Source organism: Faecalibacterium sp. AF10-46 (genome assembly GCF_003604105.1).
Taxonomy (GTDB): Bacteria; Bacillota; Clostridia; order Oscillospirales; family Ruminococcaceae; genus Faecalibacterium; species Faecalibacterium taiwanense.
The window spans coordinates 1-19,758 of record NZ_QVGY01000006.1; the positions used below are offsets into that span (position 1 = coordinate 1).

General features: G+C 50.9%; 19 protein-coding genes. 12 read left to right on the plus strand and 7 right to left on the minus strand.

Annotated features, from left to right (window positions below; translation table 11 throughout):
- Positions 1-256: 256 nt before the first annotated feature.
- The 8 genes from DWV57_RS07765 to DWV57_RS07800 all read left to right on the plus strand — a co-directional run bounded on the left by DWV57_RS07765 (position 257) and on the right by DWV57_RS07800 (position 7,740).
- The gene (locus DWV57_RS07765) at positions 257-508 is read left to right on the plus strand and encodes a DUF6061 family protein (protein WP_120020442.1); all 252 of its coding nucleotides are present in this window, start codon (positions 257-259) and stop codon (positions 506-508) included.
- Between the two features lie 166 nt (positions 509-674).
- On the plus strand, positions 675-1,577 hold the full coding sequence (locus DWV57_RS07770) for a LysR family transcriptional regulator (protein ID WP_120020443.1): 903 nt from the start codon (positions 675-677) through the stop codon (positions 1,575-1,577).
- A gap of 165 nt (positions 1,578-1,742) precedes the next feature.
- On the plus strand, positions 1,743-3,368 hold the full coding sequence (gene nikA / locus DWV57_RS07775; RefSeq protein WP_120020444.1) for a nickel ABC transporter substrate-binding protein: 1,626 nt from the start codon (positions 1,743-1,745) through the stop codon (positions 3,366-3,368).
- A 60-nt stretch (positions 3,369-3,428) separates the two neighbouring features.
- Positions 3,429-4,367 (plus strand): nickel/cobalt ABC transporter permease, encoded by a 939-nt coding sequence (gene opp1B, locus DWV57_RS07780; protein ID WP_165853678.1) that lies wholly within the window; start codon positions 3,429-3,431, stop codon positions 4,365-4,367.
- A gap of 2 nt (positions 4,368-4,369) precedes the next feature.
- Complete coding sequence (gene opp1C, locus DWV57_RS07785) at positions 4,370-5,194, plus strand: nickel/cobalt ABC transporter permease (RefSeq protein WP_005935744.1); 825 nt, start codon at positions 4,370-4,372, stop codon at positions 5,192-5,194.
- A complete protein-coding gene (locus tag DWV57_RS07790) occupies positions 5,191-6,024 on the plus strand; it encodes an ABC transporter ATP-binding protein (protein WP_120020446.1) in 834 nt (277 codons plus the stop codon). Before opp1C ends, DWV57_RS07790 begins: the two co-directional genes overlap by 4 nt.
- A complete protein-coding gene (locus DWV57_RS07795; RefSeq protein WP_120020447.1) occupies positions 6,017-6,811 on the plus strand; it encodes a dipeptide/oligopeptide/nickel ABC transporter ATP-binding protein in 795 nt (264 codons plus the stop codon). The genes DWV57_RS07790 and DWV57_RS07795 overlap by 8 nt, the downstream gene beginning before the upstream one ends.
- Positions 6,808-7,740, plus strand: coding sequence for a M14 family metallopeptidase (locus DWV57_RS07800; RefSeq protein ID WP_120020448.1), 933 nt, complete (start codon positions 6,808-6,810; stop codon positions 7,738-7,740). Before DWV57_RS07795 ends, DWV57_RS07800 begins: the two co-directional genes overlap by 4 nt.
- A gap of 257 nt (positions 7,741-7,997) precedes the next feature.
- Here DWV57_RS07800 and DWV57_RS07805 read toward each other — a convergent pair whose 3' ends face one another.
- From DWV57_RS07805 to DWV57_RS07840, 7 genes are all read right to left on the minus strand, one after another.
- Positions 7,998-9,635, minus strand: coding sequence for a recombinase family protein (locus DWV57_RS07805; protein ID WP_227612070.1), 1,638 nt, complete (start codon positions 9,633-9,635; stop codon positions 7,998-8,000).
- Positions 9,636-9,718: 83 nt separating this feature from the next.
- Positions 9,719-10,183, minus strand: coding sequence for a hypothetical protein (locus DWV57_RS07810; RefSeq protein ID WP_120020450.1), 465 nt, complete (start codon positions 10,181-10,183; stop codon positions 9,719-9,721).
- 183 nt (positions 10,184-10,366) lie between these two features.
- A complete protein-coding gene (locus DWV57_RS07815; RefSeq protein ID WP_080545308.1) occupies positions 10,367-10,585 on the minus strand; it encodes a hypothetical protein in 219 nt (72 codons plus the stop codon).
- A 385-nt stretch (positions 10,586-10,970) separates the two neighbouring features.
- Entirely contained in the window at positions 10,971-11,348 is a 378-nt protein-coding gene (locus DWV57_RS14785) for a hypothetical protein (protein WP_243112322.1), read from the minus strand.
- Between the two features lie 137 nt (positions 11,349-11,485).
- A complete protein-coding gene (locus DWV57_RS07825) occupies positions 11,486-12,361 on the minus strand; it encodes a hypothetical protein (RefSeq protein WP_120020451.1) in 876 nt (291 codons plus the stop codon).
- Between the two features lie 344 nt (positions 12,362-12,705).
- Positions 12,706-13,293: a DUF2812 domain-containing protein gene (locus tag DWV57_RS07835; protein ID WP_118554025.1), complete on the minus strand. Its 588-nt coding sequence runs from the start codon at positions 13,291-13,293 to the stop codon at positions 12,706-12,708.
- Positions 13,290-13,613, minus strand: coding sequence for a helix-turn-helix transcriptional regulator (locus tag DWV57_RS07840; protein WP_117530195.1), 324 nt, complete (start codon positions 13,611-13,613; stop codon positions 13,290-13,292). The genes DWV57_RS07835 and DWV57_RS07840 overlap by 4 nt, the downstream gene beginning before the upstream one ends.
- Before the next feature lie 1,095 nt (positions 13,614-14,708).
- Between DWV57_RS07840 and DWV57_RS07860 the strand changes: the two genes are divergently transcribed.
- From DWV57_RS07860 to DWV57_RS07875, 4 genes are all read left to right on the plus strand, one after another.
- Positions 14,709-15,389 carry a response regulator transcription factor gene (locus tag DWV57_RS07860; RefSeq protein ID WP_120020453.1) on the plus strand — a complete coding sequence of 227 codons (681 nt, stop codon included), beginning with the start codon at positions 14,709-14,711 and terminating at the stop codon, positions 15,387-15,389.
- Positions 15,390-15,398: 9 nt separating this feature from the next.
- Positions 15,399-16,436, plus strand: coding sequence for a HAMP domain-containing sensor histidine kinase (locus tag DWV57_RS07865; protein ID WP_120020454.1), 1,038 nt, complete (start codon positions 15,399-15,401; stop codon positions 16,434-16,436).
- A gap of 101 nt (positions 16,437-16,537) precedes the next feature.
- On the plus strand, positions 16,538-17,221 hold the full coding sequence (locus DWV57_RS07870; protein WP_005942816.1) for an ABC transporter ATP-binding protein: 684 nt from the start codon (positions 16,538-16,540) through the stop codon (positions 17,219-17,221).
- Positions 17,218-19,572, plus strand: coding sequence for an ABC transporter permease (locus DWV57_RS07875; protein WP_120020455.1), 2,355 nt, complete (start codon positions 17,218-17,220; stop codon positions 19,570-19,572). Before DWV57_RS07870 ends, DWV57_RS07875 begins: the two co-directional genes overlap by 4 nt.
- Positions 19,573-19,758: the final 186 nt, after the last annotated feature.

Genomic DNA, 19,758 nt, shown 5'->3' on the forward strand with positions numbered 1-19,758 from the left:
CAAGCAAGTTGCTATCCGATGACCTCAAAAACAAATTGTACTACGATTGTTTTCAAAAAATGCTGTATCACTACTCGCACCAAACGATGAAAATCCGAACCTTTTCTCGATAGGAGAAGGGTTCGGATTTTTTGTTTTCTTCGGAAAGCAGAACGGAGGCTCTTTCCAAACGGCTGTGTGTCCAAAACCTTATCAAAAAAGACGTATCACGAAAGTCACAACTGTAAAGGTTCCGTAAGGCAGAAAGGACACAAACATGAAGTACGATGAAAGAGCCTGTAAGTTCAACATGGACACCGGCTGCGTGGAGCTGCTGCTCCGGGATGGGAGGAAGATCTCTATCGACTGCACCGGGATCGAGGATGAATTGGACGTGACCATGGCGCAGAGGTCAGAACTGGATTACCTCATCTATAATGACCCGCTGGGCTATGCGGATTTGATTCTGAACGGTGACCCAGAGGAATATTTGAAAAATATAGCTGGAGGTCATGGACTAAAATCATAAGATAAATCAATAAATACCCAAAACGGAGACCTTTTATAAGGTGCTCCGTTTTTTGAGTTGCATAAAGGCGATTTTCATCTTGCACTGCACGGGAAAGAATGCTATACTTGGTAAGCTAAAGCTAACCGATGCATATTTGACCGAATTCAGGAGATCGCGAAAGAAGATGGAACTCAAACAGCTAGAGTATTTTACCATTGTATGTGAAAAAGGAAGCTTCAGCCAAGCGGCAGAATGTCTTTATACATCACAGCCCAATGTCAGCAAGGTGATTTCCTCGCTGGAAAAAGAGCTGGGGCGAAAACTGGTGGAGCGGAGCAGCCGGGGGCTGCGGATCACGCCCTACGGTGAGACCGTGCGCGATTATGCAAAAGTCATTCTGAAACACGCTTCTCTGATCAGCTCGATGGCGACGCACCACAATGGCAAAAAATTTACGTTGGCAACTTACCCCAGCAATATGATCACGAATCTTCTGGTGGATTTTTACCGGCACTGGGGCAACGGGTACATTGTCGAGCATCAGGAGGGCAGTGTCGAAGAGGTCAGCAACTGGGTGGCCAGTGGGCAGACGGAAATCGGTATCGTCTACATTGCACAGCGTCAGCTGGCGGCGTTTCGGCACATTCTTGGGCATAAAAATCTGGAATTTGAACCGCTCGATGTAAAAGAAGCCTGTGTCTATGTGGGCCCCAATCACCCATACTACGAGAGAGACTGCGTGGATTTCTCGGAGTTGTCCAGCTTGCGCTTCATCGGGGCGGTACGGGATTACTTTTCTATGGAGCATCATCTGGACCGGGTCTCATTGGGTGCCATCAGTACCAAAGACCTGAACTATGCCATTTACTCGAACAGCGACCACATGACCATCAATGCGCTGACGCAGACCGACCTGTGCAGCCTTGGCATCAATTTTATGCACCAGCCGTATAAACACTACGACATTAAAAATCTGAAAATCAACGGATGTGAGCCGTTTTTGTTGATCGGAATCGTTCGACCAGAAGGCGATGAACTGAGCGAAGCAGCACAATGGTTCATCGAAAATTTCAAAAAGCTGCTCTAGGAAAGGCTTGACCTGCTATAACGATTTGTTATGGAAAGCTATGCCGATTTTATCACTGGTCAGGCAAGACAAACTGTGGTATCCTATGGGAGCGCCGCGCAGCAAGCGTGGGGCTCCTTTTTCGTTATAACTGATGTTTTTTGATACCACAGGAGGAAACACACTATGAAAATCTCTCGCAGAAACTTCTGCCTGCTGATGGCGGGTGCCTGCTGCACCGGCGTGCTGGCTGCCTGCGGCTCCAGTTCTTCGTCCACTGCTTCGTCCAGCGCAGCATCCGCTTCTGCGGCGGCATCCGGCGAAGTCCGTGATGAACTGATCTTTGTCAACTATCGGGATATTCGTGATCTGAACCCGCATCTGTATGCAGGCGAAATGTATGCCCAGAGCATCCTCTACGATACATTGGTCAGCATTACGGCGGACGGTTATGAAGGCTGTCTGGCAGAAAGCTGGGACATCAGCGAGGATGGTTGTACCTACACCTTCCACATTCGTCCCAATGTTCTGTTCTCGGACGGTGAAAAGTGCGATGCCAATGCCATTCTTGCCAACTTCAATGCCATTCTGGAAAACCGCGAGCGCCACACTTGGCTGGAAATGATGAACCTGCTGGTGGGCGTGTCGGCTCCCGATGAAAATACCTTCGTCATTGAGATGAGCGAGCCTTACTACCCCATGCTGACGGAGCTGGGCTGCATCCGTCCCTTTGCCATGATCTCCCCCAACTGCATGATCAACGGCAGCACGAAGGATGGCGTCAATGGCCACATTGGCACCGGTCCCTATGTGCTGACGGATTTTGTGACCGATGAATATGCCGTGTTTGAGCGGAACGAGAATTACTGGGGCGAAGCTCCGGCCATCCGCAAGATCACAGTCAAGGTCATTCCCGACAACCAGACCCGTATCATGGCTCTGGAATCCGGCGAGATCGACCTGATCTTCGGCAAGAACATGATCGACGCCGATGCCATCAGCCAGTATCTGGACAGCGACAAGTTCACGGTCGGTCTGTCTGACCCCACCTCTACCAGGCATATCGTTATGAACACCACCCATGAGATCCTGAGCGACCCGGCAGTTCGTAAGGCGTTGCAGCACGCTACTGACCGTCAGACCATCTCTGACGGCATCTTCTACGGTCTGGAGCAGCCTGCGGATATGCTTTACGCCACCACGGTCCCCTACTGCAATGTCGGCTTGAAGCCTTATGAGTACAGCACCGAGACTGCAGCGCAGCTCCTTGACGAAGCAGGCTGGGTATTGGGCAGCGACAAGATGCGCGCCAAGGATGGCAAGCAGCTGGCGCTCGACCTGCTCTACAACAGCGACAGCGTGACAGAAAAGACCATTGCCGAATATCTTCAGAGCGAGTACCTCAAGCTGGGCATTTCCATGACCATTCACGGCGAAGAAGAGCAGTCCTACCGTGATAACATGAAGGCCGGCAACTTCGATATGGTGTTCAATATCTGCTGGGGTATGCCGTATGACCCGCAGTCCTCGCTGGCTGCGATGCGTGCCCCGGTCTATGGCGACTATGCCGCTCAGCAGGGTCTTGAGGACAAGGCAGAGATCGACGATGCCATTACCAAAATCCTGACCTCTACGGACGAGACCGAGCGTCAGGAGCTGTACAAGTCGGTTCTGACCAACCTGCACGAAGATGCAATGTATCTGCCGCTGACCTATGAGTGCAATAAGGCTCTGTACACCTCTGCTCTGCACGGCGTCCACTTTGGCACCGACCAGTATGATGTGCCCTTTGCGGATATGTATTTTGAATAAGAATTGACAGGGAAAGCCGCTTCGGGTATGGAGCGGCTTTTCTTGAAGAAAGGACTGTCCATGAAACGCTATGTTGTACGCAGACTGTTGATGGCGATTCCGTTGCTGCTGGCCATTTCGTTCGTCTGCTTCTGTTTTATCAATCTGATCCCGTCCAACCCGGCGGAAGTCGCGCTGCGCGTCCAGCAGACCCCGGTGATCACGGAGGAAATCATCGCTGCGATGGAAGAGCAGCTTGGTTTGAACAAACCCTTCTTTGTCCGTTATTTTGACTGGGTGCTGGGCTGTCTCCACGGCGACTTTGGCATCAGCTATGTCAACCCGAAACGTACCGTGGCGGGCGAGCTTCTGCGCTGCCTGCCTGCAACGCTTCAGCTGGCAGGAACCTCTTTTGTCATTGTGGCGGTGCTCAGCATCCCTATCGGCTTCCTCTGTGCAGTCTATAAGGACGGCTGGTTTGACAAAATTATGCGTGGACTGGTCTTTGTGACGACTGCCATGCCTGCCTACTGGGTGGGTCTGCTGCTGATGTGGGGCATTGGCGTTAAATTGAACTGGCTTCCCACCAACGGCAACGGAACATGGCGGCATCTGATCTTGCCGTCCTTTACGGTGGCATTGAGCTATATTTCGACGTATATCCGTCTGATCCGTAACAATATGCTGGAAAACATGAAACAGGACTATGTGCTCTATGCCAATGTGCGCGGGCTGCCGCAGAAGTCGATTCTGGTCAAGCACATTCTGAAAAACTCCATGCACACCTGCATCGTGGCGATGGGTATGAGCATCCCGCAGCTGATCTCCGGCACCATCGTGGTCGAAAATGTTTTTTCGTGGCCGGGACTTGGTACGCTCTGCATCAGTTCCATCTTCAATCGGGATTACCCGGTCATCCAGACCTATGTTTTGCTGATCGGTGTACTGTTTGTCCTGTTCAATCTGCTGTTTGATATTTTGCAGACCGTCTCCGATCCCCGTCTGCGCAAGGAGGACTGACCATGAAAGAACGATTCTTCCGCAACCGCACGGCAGTGTTTACCGTTGTGTTTGTGCTGCTGGTGGGTCTTGTAGGCATTCTGGCTCCTGTCATTGCGCCCAACGATCCCTATGAGACCAATATCCTGAACAAATTTGCATCCTACAGCCTGCAATATCCGCTGGGCACCGACCAGCTTGGCCGCTGTGTCCTTTCCCGCATGATCTATGGCATCCGTCCCACCCTCGGCCTTGCTCTGCTGACCATGTTCGGCACCATCAGTCTGGGTGCGATCCTTGGCATCATGGCAGGTTATTTCCGGGGCATCGTAGAAGAAGTTATCATGCGTGTGGTGGATGTGATGCTCTCTTTTCCCAGCCAGATCATGGTGTTCGCTGTGGTGGCATTGCTGGGTGTCAGCGTTCAGAACGTCATTATTGCAAATGTTTTCATCAAGTGGGCGTGGTATGCCCGTATGATCCGCACGGGCGTCATGCAGTACCGCGACCGGAACTTTGTCCAGTTCTCCCGCTGCGTAGGAATGCCGGAGCGGTTCATCCTGTTCCGCCATCTGCTGCCCTCCATCACTTCAGACTTGGTGGTTCTGGCTTCGCTGGATGTGGGCTGGGCGATCATCAACATTTCCACGCTGTCGTTCTTGGGACTGGGCGTACAGGCTCCCACGCCGGAATGGGGCGCAATGCTCAATGAGGCAAAAAATGTGATGACGTCGAACCCGGTGCAGATGATCGCTCCCGGTATCGCCATTGTGGTGCTGGTCTGTGTGTTCAACCTGATGGGCGATGCTCTGCGCGATGTGCTGGACCCCAAGGAGGTGCAGAAATGAACCCTGTTTTTGAATTGAACGATCTGCACGTTTCTTTGCAGAGCCACCATAAGGAAATCGAATTGGTGCGCGGGGTGTCCTTCGCGGTTGATCCCGGCGAGTGCCTCGGCATTCTGGGGGAAAGTGGTTCCGGCAAGTCAATGTCGATGAAAGCGGCGATGGGCCTGCTGGACCACAGCTTCCATGTCAAGGGCAGTGCACAGTTTCAGGGGGAAGAGCTTCTGGGCAAGAGTGCCGAGGAACTGCGCCGTCTGCGCGGTGGAAAGGTGGGCATCATTCTTCAGAACCCGATGACCTGCTTTGATCCGCTGTACCGCATTGGGCAACAGATCGCTGAGACGTTTTCGGCGCATAATAACTGGACAGCAGAGGAAATCCATATCCGCTCACTGGAACTGCTGGAAAAAATGCGCATCCGAAACCCGGAGGAAGTGCTGGAGAAATATCCGCATCAGCTTTCCGGCGGTATGCTCCAACGCATTATGATCGGCATTGCAACAGCCATGAAACCGTCTCTTCTGATTGCAGACGAACCTACCACGGCGATCGATGCCATCACCCAGTATGAGATTCTGAACGAACTTCTGCATATCAAAGAAAATCATAACACGGCCATGATCTTTATTTCACATGACCTGAATGCCATTTCTCGCGTGGCAGACCGTATCGTGGTGCTGAATCACGGAGCAGTGGTGGACCGCGGCGATTTCCAGCATATCCTGCATCATGCACAAGACCCCTATACGAAACTGCTGGTGGAGAAGCGCGCGGATGTTATGCGTCGGTACACCGCTGTTTTGAATGGCAAAAAGGAGACTGCCCATGCTTGAACTCAAAAACATCAATGTAAGCTTCCGCAGTGAGCGGCAGGATAAAATTTTTGGCCATACCCGGCAGCAGGTGTTGTTTGATGTGTCACTTACCGTAAAAGAGGGCACCTGTCTCGGTATTCTGGGGGAAAGCGGTTCCGGCAAATCTACGATGGGCCGTGTGCTCTGCGGACTGCTCAAACCGGACAGTGGCGAAGCCGTTCTGGATGGCGTTTCGGTCTACGCTTCCCGTGCCGGACGTCAAAATCTGCAAAACAAACTCAGTATCGTGTTTCAGGATTACACGACGTCCGCAAATCCCCGGTTCCGCATTCGGGATATTATTGGGGAAGGTCTGACCGTACAGGAACGCAGAGAGGGCAAAAAACTGGATCGGAAAGCAGAAACGAGCCGTTTGCTGGCGTTGGTCGGTCTGCCTGCCGATTTTGCTGACCGGTTTCCCCATGAGCTTTCCGGCGGACAGCTGCAGCGTGTCTGCATTGCCCGCGCAGTGGCCTGCAAGCCGGAGATCATTCTGTTTGATGAAGCAATCTCCTCGCTGGATGCACACACGCAGGTACAGGTCATGGATTTGCTGCGGGAACTGAAAGACCGCCTTGGTTTGACGTACATCTTTATCACCCATGACCTGACCTCCATTACCTATCTTTGTGATGATGTGTTGTTCCTGTATCAGGGCCGGGTAACAGAGAATCTGCCGGTAGAGCGCATCAGTGAAACGAAGGACGAGTATGCCCGTAAGCTGCTGGAATCCATTGTCGTCTTTGATACGGAGGAATCTGCATGACGCTGTGCGGCTTTGAAATCGCCCCCGGCGAAAAACGGCAGGTGAAACTGCCTGTTCCCGGCGGTGCACCGCTGGAAGCATGGCTGCTGTGCGGGGCGCACCCCGGAAAGACGCTGGTGGTCACAGCTGGGGTGCATGGCTGTGAGTACGTCGGCATTCTGGCTCTGCAAAAATTAGTGGAAACGCTGGACTGTGCCACTCTTTTTGGACAGGTCATTTTGCTGCCGCTAGTCAATTCCAAAGGATTTTTTGCAGGGGTAAAACAACTGAATCCGGCAGATGACAGGAACCTGAACCGGGAATTTCCCGGTAAGGCGGACGGAACCGAAACACAGCGGATGGCATGGACGATCGAAAAAATCCTTTACCCGGAAGCGGATTTTCTTCTGGATCTTCACGGCGGAGACTGGAATGAAGAACTGGCCCCGTTGGTATTCTTTCCCTGTGGAGCCGGGCAAAAAGTGGAGCAGGAGACCCGCAGGGCGGCACAGGCTCTTTCTGTTTCCATGCGGGTCTGTTCAACAGCCCGAAATGGATTGTACAGCTTGGCAGCACAAAAAGGAATCCCTGCTTTGCTGTTGGAGCGGGGCGGAAATGGCCGCTGGACTCCCGAAGAGGTGGATGCAGATTGCGAAGATGTACTCCGTCTGATGAACCATCTTGGAATAAGAAAAGAAGCGTTCGATGCTGTTCCGCAAACAGAAATTGCAAAAGCCGTCTACGAAGAAGCACCGGCAGATGGATACTGGTTTCCGCAAGTCTGTGCTGGGCAGGAAGTATTAAAGGATGCACTGCTGGGCAGGTGGAAAAGCTCCGATGGGACGCAGAACTGCGAGGTCCGTGCAAGATTTGCAGGGCGGGTTTTGTACGAGACCACTGCACTGGGCGTTCGCAGAAATGACCCGCTCGTTGCATATGGAACAGCATGAGTTTCCATAAAAACAAAAACAGGGTGCGCCCCTGAATAGGACGCACCCTGCCATCGCAATTCACAATTTGATTTGTTGGCAACAACCGTGAATTGCATATCGCAAATACGTTGTTGAGAATTGCACTGCTTGAAAAACTTGCGATTAAATCCGCATACGACAGCGATATGTACAACAGGGCGTTCCCCGTAGCAGAGTTCCCATAAAACAGTATTTGCAAAAGCTCCCGAAATGGGGAAGATTTGGCGTGACTTCGGTCACGCCTTTTCTTTTGCTTCCAGTTCATCCAGAGGGATGTACCCCAGCCCATCGTACTTGATATGGATGTGCTGCACCCGCTTTCCGCTGGACTTATCCGGGGCATCCACATAGATGGCCGACACCAGTTCACGGAGAGCATAAGGGGTGAGTTCTTCAATATGAACGTACTTGTGCGCTTTCTGAACGAACTTTTCAATATTCTCGATCTGCTGTTCCTGTACTTCAATTTCCTGCTGGATGGAGAGAACTTCCTCTTCCAGCTGCTTCTGTTCGGCATCGTAGCTCTGGCTCATCATGTCGAAGCGGTCATCGCTAAGCTTTCCGTTAACATTGTCCTCGTAAATCTTCATGAACAGCCGTTTGAGGTCTGCGATCCGCTTCTCATTCCGGGCAAGCTGCTTCTTCAGGACAGTCAGCTTTTCGGTGCTTTCCACCCGAAGCTGCTCCTCCATGACCTTGCGGAAGTAGTCCTCATGACAGAGGATGTAGTCCGTCACCCGCTGAACATGGCTTAGCACACGGCCCTCCAAAACCTTTACCCGGATGAAGTGTCCCTTGCACTTGCTCCCGTTCTTCTTGTGCAGAGAGCAATCAAAGAAGTCTTGACTGAAGTCCCTGTGATTGGACGAACCATATTGCATCTTGGAACCGCAGTCAGCGCAGTAGACCATACCGGAGAAAATGCTGCTCTTGCCTGTCCGGGTCATGCGGTGACGCTGGCTACGAATCTCCCGAACCTTTTCAAATACATCATCGTCAATAATGCGCTCATGTGTATCCGGGAAGATAGCCTGATTTTCCACGGGGTTCAGATGTCTCTTTTTATCCCAGATAGAGTTAGTATAGGTCTTAAAGTTGACTGTGCAGCCAGTGTACTCCAGGCGTTCCAGAATCGAACTTACTGCTCTTTTATCCCAACGATAAGGGTCTTCCGGGGCGGGTGAGTTCGTACTCAGGCCATGGCTCAACTTATAGGCGGTGGGAGTCAGAACTTTGTCCACCCACAGTTGGTTTGCAATTTGGGTCGGGCCACGGCCTTCCATGCACATGGAGAAGATGCGCTTCACGATTGCAGCCGCTTCTGGATCAACAAGCCAATGTTTCAGGTTCTCCGGGTCTTTCACATAGCCGTACGGCACATTGACCGTCAGCGGTACTCCACGCTCTCCCTTGGCCTTCTGAACAGCCCGAATCTTGCGGCTGGTATCACGGGCGTAAAACTCGTTGAACCAGTTCTTAATGCCCGCAAAATCGTTGTTTACGCTGTTCGGGTCAATGGTGTCGTAGTTGTCGTTAATGGCAATGTAGCGAACGCCATACTGGGGAAAAGTGAAGTTTGTGTACAGACCTGTCAAGGCAGAATTGCGTCCCAGTCGGGACAAATCCTTCGTGATAACGATTCCTACACGCCCCGCTTCAATCTCGACCAGCATACTCTGAAAGCCGGGGCGGTCGTAGTTCGTGCCGGAATATCCATCGTCCACAAAGAACACCGGGTTCGGAAAGTGATTCTTCTTAGCGTATTCCAGAAGAATAGCCTTCTGGTTCTCAATGGACAGGCTTTCGCCGAGCCGTGCGTCCTCTTGCGACAGTCGGCAGTAAAGTGCGGTGATTTTATTCGTTGCTCCAGACATTGTTGTGTCCTCCTTACTCTGTGGAGCAACTGTCGGTACAGGATTGGTTACCGGGTCAAGTATAGCAGAATTGGACGCAGTTGTCATTCGTCTGCACCCTCATCTTCAAATTTTTGCTGGGCGTTCTTGGCAACAATGCGCTCCAGCTTCTTCAAAAAGGACTCCTTGCCCTCATAGCTGCCGGTCACGGTGTAGGTGGTGTGACCGACTTTCTCCGTGGTGGTCAGTTCTGGAATCCAGAAAGCGGACAGGTTCTTGACATGGAGGTTGCCGTTCTCGTCCACATAAGAGCTGTGTTTCTTCTGCTCTTCGGTCAAGGGCTTCCGCTTGAAATAGATTTCATTTTCGGAGATGTTCACAGTCTCGCTGGTCCGCTCTTTCGGGGCATCATCATACAGCTGTGCGAAAAATGCCAGTGCATCTTCGGGTGGCTCTTCCTCCATGAGCTGCTCGAAAACTCGCTGTTCCTCTGCCGAGAGGTTATTCCATGCGGCTTCCAACTCCTGCTCGTTGGCTGCGTTGACGAAGGCTTCGATCTCTTTTTTCATGGTGCATCCTCCTTTGGCTGCGAAAAGTGGATTTTCAAAAAGTATGGGTTTTCGTGAGAGCAAGAATCGTCCCGTGGCCACAAATTTTCAATTCTTGAAAATTCTTGCCCTTTTGGGACAGCTTCTTGTTGGGGCGTGCCTGCCCCAAACCCTGCTTAGGAGTGAGTGCGATATACTAGGAATTTATTTATTGCTTGCATCGGTTTTGTCGTTTCCCTTTTTCTTACGAGACAAACCTAAACAAAGATGCGTCGAGCCAAGGCAAAGAAATGATGAACCAAGACACAACCATACAACAGCCATAGAATTATCATTTCCACTTATGAAGCTAATAAGTGAAGCCATATATAACAAAGCAGAAGCTGCATAGAATAAGATAGATTTCTTGGTTTCTTTTTTCATAAATAATCGCCTCCACAAATCGATTTGTTGAGTCAATTATACCACGTTCTTTATCGAAATTACACCCTCTACATGGGAGAACTTGGCCGATTTACTGCGTACGTGCGTACCCATCTTCCGTATACACGTATGCGGCGATTTGCCCGAAACGCACTCTATACAGCCGTTCCCCCTCGGAGAGCCCACTACACTTTGCAGACCACAGGGATGAAAGTGTCATAGTGGGTTATTACACTTCCGCAGAAGTGCCTTCTCCTCGCCGCAGACAGCCGGGTGTGCCTTTTGTGAGAGCTTTCTGTGCGGCGAATCCACATCGCCCACAGGCGATGTAAGCAGGGATTCCAAAGGGGCGCAGCACCCTTGGCACACGACTTTGGTACAAAGTCTAGTGTGTTACACCTTTCCAGAGGTGTATACGTTCCTGAAATGCAAAAAGCCCCATACCCAACACCTTAACGGTGCGGACATGGGACTTGATGCTTCCTCGGCCTAGCCGGGTACTCCGTAACCAATCCTGACAGGCAGTTGCCGTGTCATTTTTCGAAAACTGTTTTACGGATACCCAGCAGTTGGGAACGCTCTGTTTCTCTTTGCTGGGGGCATGATGAGCCTGCTCTGCCTGCCACGCGGCAAACTCCCGCTGACCTTCCTCGCTGTTCCAGCAGGCAAGGATGGCCGGATAGAACGCCCGTGCCAGACGGTCAATGACTTCATCAGGGTAAGGGGAAGTGTTTGTGGACTTTTTCTTTTTGTTCAAACGCACGCTCCTTTGATCATCCCACCGTGGCAAAGTCGGGCGAGAAAATCAAAGTTCCAATTTTTATCAGGCGCAAGGGCGCGGATGCTTTCCGCCCTGCACTTGCGGCTGGTGGCTCATTGATGGCTTACAACTGCCTGTCGTTATGCGACTTTTTCATCGTTCAGCATTTCTTCAAACTGTGCCATATATGCCTTATGTTGTTTGAGAATCTTCGTGGTCTCCACTTTCACATAGGCATCATCAGGCACCTTGGGGAGATACTTCATCAGGAAATCAACATCCTGCTGGATTCGCCGGACGGCAGCTTCCAGCGCAGAATAGTTGATTCCGTAGATGCGTTTCTGCGGAGCAGAGCGGTCCTCCGGGTGCAGAATCTCGTGCACGATCTGCTTGCGGTTCGGAAAATCGGCTCTGGCGAGGCGGTGCATATCGGCATCACGGACTTTGAACTGCCCGGACAGGATTTTCTCCTGCATACCGGGTATCATCTGATCCATGATCTGAACGCCTCGCATGAACTTTTCAGAACGGGCAACGTAAGATTCACTGACGTTGTTCCGCTCTGCAATCTGCTTGCGGATGCTTGCTTCCGCAGAGGTGGGAGGAATTGTGTCAAATTGACACAATTCCTCCGGGACGGTTTTCTTGGCAGCAGCCGTGTGCTGGTTGTTGCCGTTTCCACCGGGCTTCCGATGCTCCACACTGTACTGTTTTCCAATGAGGAACTTCTTCTGCTCCGGGGTGAGGTTGCGCCGCCCCAACTGGTTCTTACAAATCCAAGCGAGAACTTCTTCCCTGCTTTCAAAGGGGAGCGGCATGGTGGAGAAAGAGATTTCGGGATGCTCCTGAACGATTTCATAACGATTATGGCCATCAACAAGTGTATTGTTCCACACGATCAAAGGAGAGAGCAGCTTGCCCTCTTTGAGGATATTTTCTTCAAGCTGCTTAAATTCATCATCGGTCAGAGGGGGAATCTGGGACTGGAACTCCGGGTCGATTTTCAAGTTGATCATACGCACACTCCTTTATCTCTCCTGCTGCGCCGGTTCTTCCTCCCGGAAGTAGGACGCAACATTCTGCTTTGCGGTTTTCAGTTTGAGCAGTTCTTCCTTGGCTTCCTTGTACTGCTCGTAGAACTTCGCCTTTTCGGATGCCAGCTGTGCATACTCGGCTTCCAGCTTTTTCGGGCTGGGCAGCTTGGTGATGTTGTTTGCCTTGAGATAGGCTGCTGCCGCCCGGTACCCTGTCAGCTCTGCACGGTGCTGTTCTTCAAAGGCTGCGGAGCAATCTTTTTGGTATTTCTATAAATAATAATCAAGAGGGCGACAGCTTCTGTTGTCGCCCTCTTGATTATTATTTATTGTTCCCACGTTTTGGCTTTTTGTCGGACATTTATAATTTGGAGCTGGTATAGAATGCTGGGAATTGCAGAAACCAATGAAAAAATACCCAAGACAATAGAATGCTTGATAATCGCAAACAGTGCGAATAGGAGCAGCAGGAATAGCCATGGGTTACGCAAATTGCGGTAGTATTTTTCTTTGTCGGCGTAAGAAGTATGAAGTTCAAAAGGCTTTCCGTCGTTTGATTTTTCTACAATCAATAGTTCCCTGTTAAAAGTTGTTGCGTTTGTTGCAATACGACCGCCCATTTCCGCCCATGGACGCAATCGAACTTTTCCGACAGAATAGTTTAGATTGATATTCTTGAAAAATACCTTGTAGCCCATATCCTCCAAAAAATCAGCGTAGTCCGTTGCATTCTCTTTTGATTTTTCTCCGATAAACTCTACACAATAGGTCACTTCATCAGGACTGCATTCTTCAAATTCATAGAGCACCCTCCCTGTCCGGACAAGTCGATAGCCTTTTTCGGACATTTTGTTTAACCATTTTGCCTGTGCATTTAGCAATCCACCAAAGAAGCGATAACATTTTTTACTCATACTGCACCTCCAATAATTTCACTTGCAATGCTTACAAGTTCGTTTAGTCTTGCAAGCTCTTTTTCTGCAATTTCTTTTCCCTGTGCTGTAATGTGGTATTCTTTTTTTCTTCCCTCACTATCGCCATAAGGTTCAATCCACTTCTTGTCCTGCAAAGAGTTTAATGCTCCATATAAAGTGCCTGCGCCTAGGGAAAGCCGTCCGTCTGTTTTTTCTTCAATAAACTGCATAACAGCGTATCCGTGTTTTGGCGTATAAAGAGAAAGCAAAATATAAAAGGTGACTTCTGTAAGCGCACCACCTTTTGCATTATCGCGCATGGTTTGCCTCCTTGTTACGGTTACTGTAATAAATATATCACTAACCGTAATATTCGTCAAGCAGATTCAGGAAAATTATATAATGGGTGTGTGAAAGAAGAACAGTCTGCTCTCTATTTGGTTTGTTGTTCGGCGTGTCGTGGCGGTGGGGCGTGCTAGGATTTGCTTTGACATTCGTTTTGGTCATTGTACCTCCTGTCTGTTCGATAACTCCTCGGTGAAGTTATGTAAAGCACGACACGCCGTTGCTGTTCGCACCGTCAGGTGCGAACCATGAGCAGGGTTTGGGGTGGGACCGCGTTTGCGAAGCGCAGCGCAGCAATGAAAGCCCCAGTGGGGCTTTTAAGCGGCAGCGCGGTCTGCGATAGCAGATGGAGGGGCGTTGCCCCGACAAGCGCTACCCCAACAAGATCACTTCGGAAATGCAGACGCATTGTAGAAGTGAAGTCCCGGATGGACAGGAAATTTTCAAGAATTGAAAATTTGTGGCCACGGGACGGTTCTTGCCCTCTACCGCTGCGCTCAAAATCGTTTCCAGGTAATTGTTTCCGAATTGTTAAGGCGTAAAAATAAGTAGAGGTTGTGCTGCTCATGTATGTGGGTCACCGTTTGCTCCGAACGAAGTTCCTGCCCCTGTTTGTGCAGCGGCGTTGACGGAAAGTCGGTATCACGTCCAGTCGGCTCATAAAATTTTCAAGGTACAACTCCCATAAAGAAAAATACCGCCCTCGCAGCGCAGCGATGATTTTGTCGGGTGAAGTAAGCGGCAAAATGAATCGGGTGTGTTGCGGGGCGGTTAATCTTTTAGGGATAATCCACGGTGAGGCAGTGTTCAGAATGAACACGACCACATCTTGTGAATGGCTTTTGACCAATCCGCAAAATCAGTGGGATTTGTGACAGAGAATATCATGGTTCGTGGGGTGCGTCAAGATGATTTTGCAAATTTTATTGCAGTAAAGCGGTGATAGTAGGACTTATACTTAACATACGGCAAGAAACAATTTCCGTTTCGCGCATTGTAATGTTCGCAGAAAAAACTTATAATGCTTTTGAACCTGTAGGACACACAAAACGCAGAAAAGAGAGGAAATCATGAGAAAACTGTTCCTTTTGGAAGATGATCTGAGCCTGATCAGTGGGCTGACCTTTGCATTCAAGAAACAGGGCTTTGCACTGGATACAGCCCGGACGCTGGCAGAAGCCGAGGTGCTGTGGTCGGACAGAAAATATGACCTGCTGGTGCTGGATGTTTCCCTGCCGGATGGCTCTGGCTTCGATTTCTGCCAGAAGGTGCGGCGCACATCCAACGTGCCGATTCTGTTCCTGACTGCTTCGGATGAGGAAATGAATATCATCATGGGACTGGAACTGGGCGGGGATGATTACCTGACCAAGCCGTTCAAGCTGGGTGTCCTGTTGTCGCGGGTCAATGCACTGCTTCGCCGTGCAAATGCGTCCAGCGCAGGAGAACCCGTGCTGGAATCGGGCAGCATCACCGTCCGGCTGTTGCAGGGGCAGGCATACAAAAACGGAATCTTGCTGGAACTGACCGGTGCAGAGTACAAGCTGCTCTGCTTCTTTATGCAGCATCCGAATGCCGTGCTATCCAAGGAACAAATTCTGGATGCACTGTGGGACTGCAATGGGGATTACATTGACAGCAGTGCCTTAACAGTGTACATCCGGCGGCTGCGGATGAAGATCGAGGACGATCCCGGCAAACCGCAGATGCTGCTGACTGTCCGCGGCATGGGCTATAAATGGAATGGGTAAAGGTGCCGTATGAAAGTATTCGCAAACCGGGAGATCCGAAATTTGTTCCAAGCCGTGCTGGCGGTCTGGGCGGCGGCATTGGCTCTCACGCAGGGCATCGTATGGCATACGACGCATGTATTTTCTTTCGGATTACTATTGGTTTTTCTGCTTCTGGGCGGCTGTCTCTGGGGCGTGCTTTTTCGCTATTTCCAAAGGCAGAGCGCGCTTCTGGAACAGGCAGTCCAGCAAATCCAAAGCTGTCTGGATGGCAACCCGGATGCACGACTGGACTGCGACCGGGAGGGAGAACTTTACCGTCTGTTTCACTCCGTTAATGCATTGGCGGCAGTTCTGAGCGCACACGCAGACAACGAGCAACGGGAGAAGCGTTTTTTGAAAAATACCATTGCAGATATTTCGCACCAGCTCAAAACACCGCTGGCGGCGTTGAATATCTACAACGGTCTGCTTCAGGACGAAGCTGTTTCGCCGTCGGAGGTCAAAGAGTTTGCAGACCTGTCCGAACAGGAGTTGGACCGCATCGAAACGCTGGTGCAGAATCTGCTCAAAATCACCCGGCTGGATGCCGGTTCGGTCGTCTTGGAGAAGAAAGACGAAAATGTTGCTGAAATGGTGCAGGACATCGCGCGGCAGTATCACTATCGTGCAGAGCGGGAACAGAAAAAGCTCGTTCTGTCTGGCTCAGCGGCGGTTACACTTTGGTGCGACCGTGACTGGATGCAGGAAGCTGTGGACAATCTTGTAAAGAATGCCCTTGACCACACAAAGAGCGGAGATACGATTCGGGTAGAGTGGAATGCACTGCCGTCCATGGTTCAGATCAAAGTGCGCGACAACGGCAGCGGCATCCATCCGGAAGATTTGTACCATATCTTCAAACGGTTTTATCGCAGCCGCTTTTCACAGGATACACAGGGCATCGGGCTGGGTCTGCCGCTGGCAAAAGCCGTTGTGGAAGCCCACCACGGCACCATTGAAGTAGACAGCGAGCTGGGAAAGGGCACGACCTTTACTCTGAATTTTCCGATTCCTACAAAATTGTAGGCTGCGTGTAGGCTTGCAGTAAGGTTGACGTGTTATCCTTTTCTGCACAGACAGAGATAATCCGTCTGAATCGAAGGAACCTGCAAAGTGAGGGATACACTATGGAACTTTTAGAAGTCAACCATCTCTGCAAGACCTACGGCAGCGGAGAAACTGCTGTCCATGCGCTGAAAGATGTCAGCTTTTCCGTGCCGAAAGGCGAATATGTGGCGGTCGTTGGCGAATCCGGCTCCGGCAAAAGCACCCTGCTCAATCTGATTGGCGGACTGGATACGCCGACTTCCGGCAAGGTGCTGATTGATGGCAAGGATGTTTTTGCCATGAAAGACCGGGAACTGACGATCTTCCGCCGCCGCAATATCGGTTTTATCTTTCAGGCATTCAACCTCATCCCGGAGCTGACCGTGGAGCAGAACATCCTGTTCCCGGTGCTGCTGGACTACCAAAAGCCGGACAGGGCATATCTGGAAGAACTGCTGACCGTGCTGAATCTGAAAGACCGTCGGAAGCATCTGCCAAGCCAGCTTTCCGGTGGGCAGCAGCAACGGGTAGCCATCGGCCGCGCCCTGATGACCCGCCCTTCACTGATTTTGGCAGATGAGCCGACCGGCAATCTGGACACCCAGAACACCAGCGAGGTCATTGCCCTGCTAAAAGAAACATCCCGAAAATACGAGCAGACCATCCTGATGATCACCCACAACCGCAGCATTGCGCAGACGGCAGACCGGGTGTTGCAGGTATCGGACGGCTGCCTGACCGATTTTGGGAGGTGCCGGGAATGAGCAGCACAGAAATGAAAAGCTATCTGAGCCTGATCCCGATTTCTGCCAAGGTACGCAGACGGCAGAACCGCATGACGATTTTGTGCATCGTCCTTGCGGTGTTTCTGGTTACGGCGGTGTTCAGTATGGCAGATATGGCGATTCGGATGGAAACCTCAAACCAGCTGAACAAAAACGGAAACTGGCATATCATGGTAAAGGATATCTCCCCTGAAACAGCCGCAGAGCTTGCCGCACAGGAGGATGTTGCTGCATTTTCGGCGTATAGCGACATCAACGCTTCCCTTACGGAAAACTACTTTGCCGGAGATAAACGTGCCGCACTGGTAGGAGCAGATGATGCGATCCTTCAAATCTTTCCGGGAATGCAGTGCAGCACTGCCCCGGCGGATGGCGAAGTGCTCGTGACAGCAAACATCCGGGATTGGCTGGATGTCACGGTCGGTACAGCGATTCCGCTGACGCTCCCGGATGGACAGACCATTTCGCTTACTGTCGCAGGTTTCAATGAGGATACCTCCGATGCGAACCAGTATGATGCTGTTGTGCTGGTGATGAACCGCAGTACATTTTCTCAGATTGCCGCACAGGTAGAAGAATCCTTTGAAACACAGTATTTCATCCAGTTCAAGCCACATACCAATTTGCGGCAGTCCATTGTGAACATCGAAAACAAGTACGGAATTTCAGAAGAAAAAATCTCCGAAAATACTTACCTGATGGCGTTGAACGCAAGCAGCAACAACGATTATATTGTAGGCTTATATGCGGTAGCGGCTGTGTTGGCTGGCATGGTCGTCCTTGCCGGAATTTTTATGATCACAGGCAGCATCAACAGCAATGTAGCGCAGCGTACCAGCTATTATGGAATGCTGCGCTGTCTTGGGGCAGGAAAAAATCAGGTTCGGACGCTTGTCCGGCTGGAAGCTCTTTTCTGGTGTAAAACTGCTGTTCCAGCAGGGTGTGTGCTGGGAATCGTTTCCACATGGGGATTGTGTTCCTTTCTGCGTGGATTTATCGGCGATGAGTTCAGCTCTTTGCCGGTGTTCGGAATAAGCCCGGTCGGCATTGTTTGCGGAATGGTATTGGGACTAGTCACGGTTTGGTTCGCGGCATCTTCTCCGGCACGGCGGGCGGCAAAAGCTTCTCCAATCACAGCAGCAACCGGGAATGCGGTGGAAAATGCAGCGGCTTCTCCGTGTCATGCTCGGTTGTTTGGAAGTCGTGCAGAGCTTTCTTTGGGCATGAGCCATGCAACCTCGTCCAAAAAGAATCTGCTTTTGATGACAGGTTCCTTTGCGTTAAGCATTCTCCTGTTTTTGAGCTTTTCGGTTTTGCTTCGATGGGTTGGATTTGCGCTGAATCCGTTGCAGTCCTACGCACCGGACTTATCGGTGGCTGAAACATCCGGGCAAAATGTCCTTGACCCGGTGCTGGTGGAGCAGCTGGAAGCTCTGCCGGAAGTCAAACACGCATTCGGGCGGATGTATTGCCCGCTCCCGGCGGAATATCAGGGAAAACAGGGGTCCATCGACCTGATTTCATACGATACGATACAGTTTGGCTGGGCGAAAAAAGACCTGATTGGCGGAACCCTTCCGCAGGAGCCGGAGGATGGCACATACCCTGTGCTGACGGTATTCGACAAAAGCAACTCCCTGACCGTGGGTGATACCATCCAGCTGGAGGATGCAAAGCTCACAGTCGTGGGTGTATTGAACGACAGCCCGTTCAGTAGTACCGATTCCCCGATTGTTATCTGCACCGAAGAAACCTTCCATCAGCTGACCGGGCAAAACCGCTATGCGGTGATCGATATTCAACTAAAAGATACCACAGCAGACGCAGCCATTGCACAAATACACACCCTGCTGAGTGACACGTTAAACAAGCGGGTTGTTTTTTCCAACCGAATCGAAGGAAATCGGATGATACAAAGCACCTACTGGGCGTTCCATCTGGTGGTCTATGCGTTTCTCATCGTGATTGCAGGAATCACCATTCTGAACATCGTCAACAGCATTTCCATGAGCGTGTCGGCACGAATGAAGCAGTATGGCATCCTACGTGCCATCGGGATGGATGATGCACAGCTGAAACGCATGGTCTCTGCCGAAGCTGGCACCTATGCAGTGTCCGGCCTTGTGGTGGGCATTGCGCTGGGTCTTGTGCTGAATCTGAAGCTGTATATCCTGCTCATCACCCATTATTTCGGTGCAGCGTGGCAGGTGCCGTGGGGCTGTCTTGCCGTGATTGCCGTAGTCGTGCTGGCGGCGGTGGTGCTGGCAGTATATAACCCGGTCAGGCGAATCCTCATGCAGCCCATTACTGCAACCATCAGTGAATTATAAACCAGAACAGCAGATGCCCACCAGCTTATGGCGAAAACCATAGGTCGGTGGGCATCTGATTTACGAAAAGAATTAAATGCTGTTCGCTGATTTTCCCATTGCAAACCGTTGTAAAATATGGTATATACATTATACGAAACCGCATTTTGAAAGAACCGTTCGCCGTTTAATGATGTGTAAAGTGAG

Bases quoted from the DNA above. Each gene is read 5' to 3' on its own strand.
- DWV57_RS07815 (WP_080545308.1), bottom strand. From the start codon at position 10,585: ATGAAAAAAGAAACCAAGAAATCTATCTTATTCTATGCAGCTTCTGCT.
- DWV57_RS07790 (WP_120020446.1), top strand. From the start codon at position 5,191: ATGAACCCTGTTTTTGAATTGAACGATCTGCACGTTTCTTTGCAGAGC.
- DWV57_RS07835 (WP_118554025.1), bottom strand. From the start codon at position 13,293: ATGAGTAAAAAATGTTATCGCTTCTTTGGTGGATTGCTAAATGCACAG.
- DWV57_RS07825 (WP_120020451.1), bottom strand. From the start codon at position 12,361: ATGATCAACTTGAAAATCGACCCGGAGTTCCAGTCCCAGATTCCCCCT.
- nikA (WP_120020444.1), top strand. From the start codon at position 1,743: ATGAAAATCTCTCGCAGAAACTTCTGCCTGCTGATGGCGGGTGCCTGC.
- DWV57_RS07875 (WP_120020455.1), top strand. From the start codon at position 17,218: ATGAGCAGCACAGAAATGAAAAGCTATCTGAGCCTGATCCCGATTTCT.
- DWV57_RS07805 (WP_227612070.1), bottom strand. From the start codon at position 9,635: ATGTCTGGAGCAACGAATAAAATCACCGCACTTTACTGCCGACTGTCG.
- DWV57_RS07860 (WP_120020453.1), top strand. From the start codon at position 14,709: ATGAGAAAACTGTTCCTTTTGGAAGATGATCTGAGCCTGATCAGTGGG.
- DWV57_RS07770 (WP_120020443.1), top strand. From the start codon at position 675: ATGGAACTCAAACAGCTAGAGTATTTTACCATTGTATGTGAAAAAGGA.
- DWV57_RS07870 (WP_005942816.1), top strand. From the start codon at position 16,538: ATGGAACTTTTAGAAGTCAACCATCTCTGCAAGACCTACGGCAGCGGA.
- DWV57_RS07795 (WP_120020447.1), top strand. From the start codon at position 6,017: ATGCTTGAACTCAAAAACATCAATGTAAGCTTCCGCAGTGAGCGGCAG.
- DWV57_RS07840 (WP_117530195.1), bottom strand. From the start codon at position 13,613: ATGCGCGATAATGCAAAAGGTGGTGCGCTTACAGAAGTCACCTTTTAT.
- DWV57_RS07800 (WP_120020448.1), top strand. From the start codon at position 6,808: ATGACGCTGTGCGGCTTTGAAATCGCCCCCGGCGAAAAACGGCAGGTG.
- opp1C (WP_005935744.1), top strand. From the start codon at position 4,370: ATGAAAGAACGATTCTTCCGCAACCGCACGGCAGTGTTTACCGTTGTG.
- DWV57_RS07765 (WP_120020442.1), top strand. From the start codon at position 257: ATGAAGTACGATGAAAGAGCCTGTAAGTTCAACATGGACACCGGCTGC.
- opp1B (WP_165853678.1), top strand. From the start codon at position 3,429: ATGAAACGCTATGTTGTACGCAGACTGTTGATGGCGATTCCGTTGCTG.
- DWV57_RS07865 (WP_120020454.1), top strand. From the start codon at position 15,399: ATGAAAGTATTCGCAAACCGGGAGATCCGAAATTTGTTCCAAGCCGTG.
- DWV57_RS07810 (WP_120020450.1), bottom strand. From the start codon at position 10,183: ATGAAAAAAGAGATCGAAGCCTTCGTCAACGCAGCCAACGAGCAGGAG.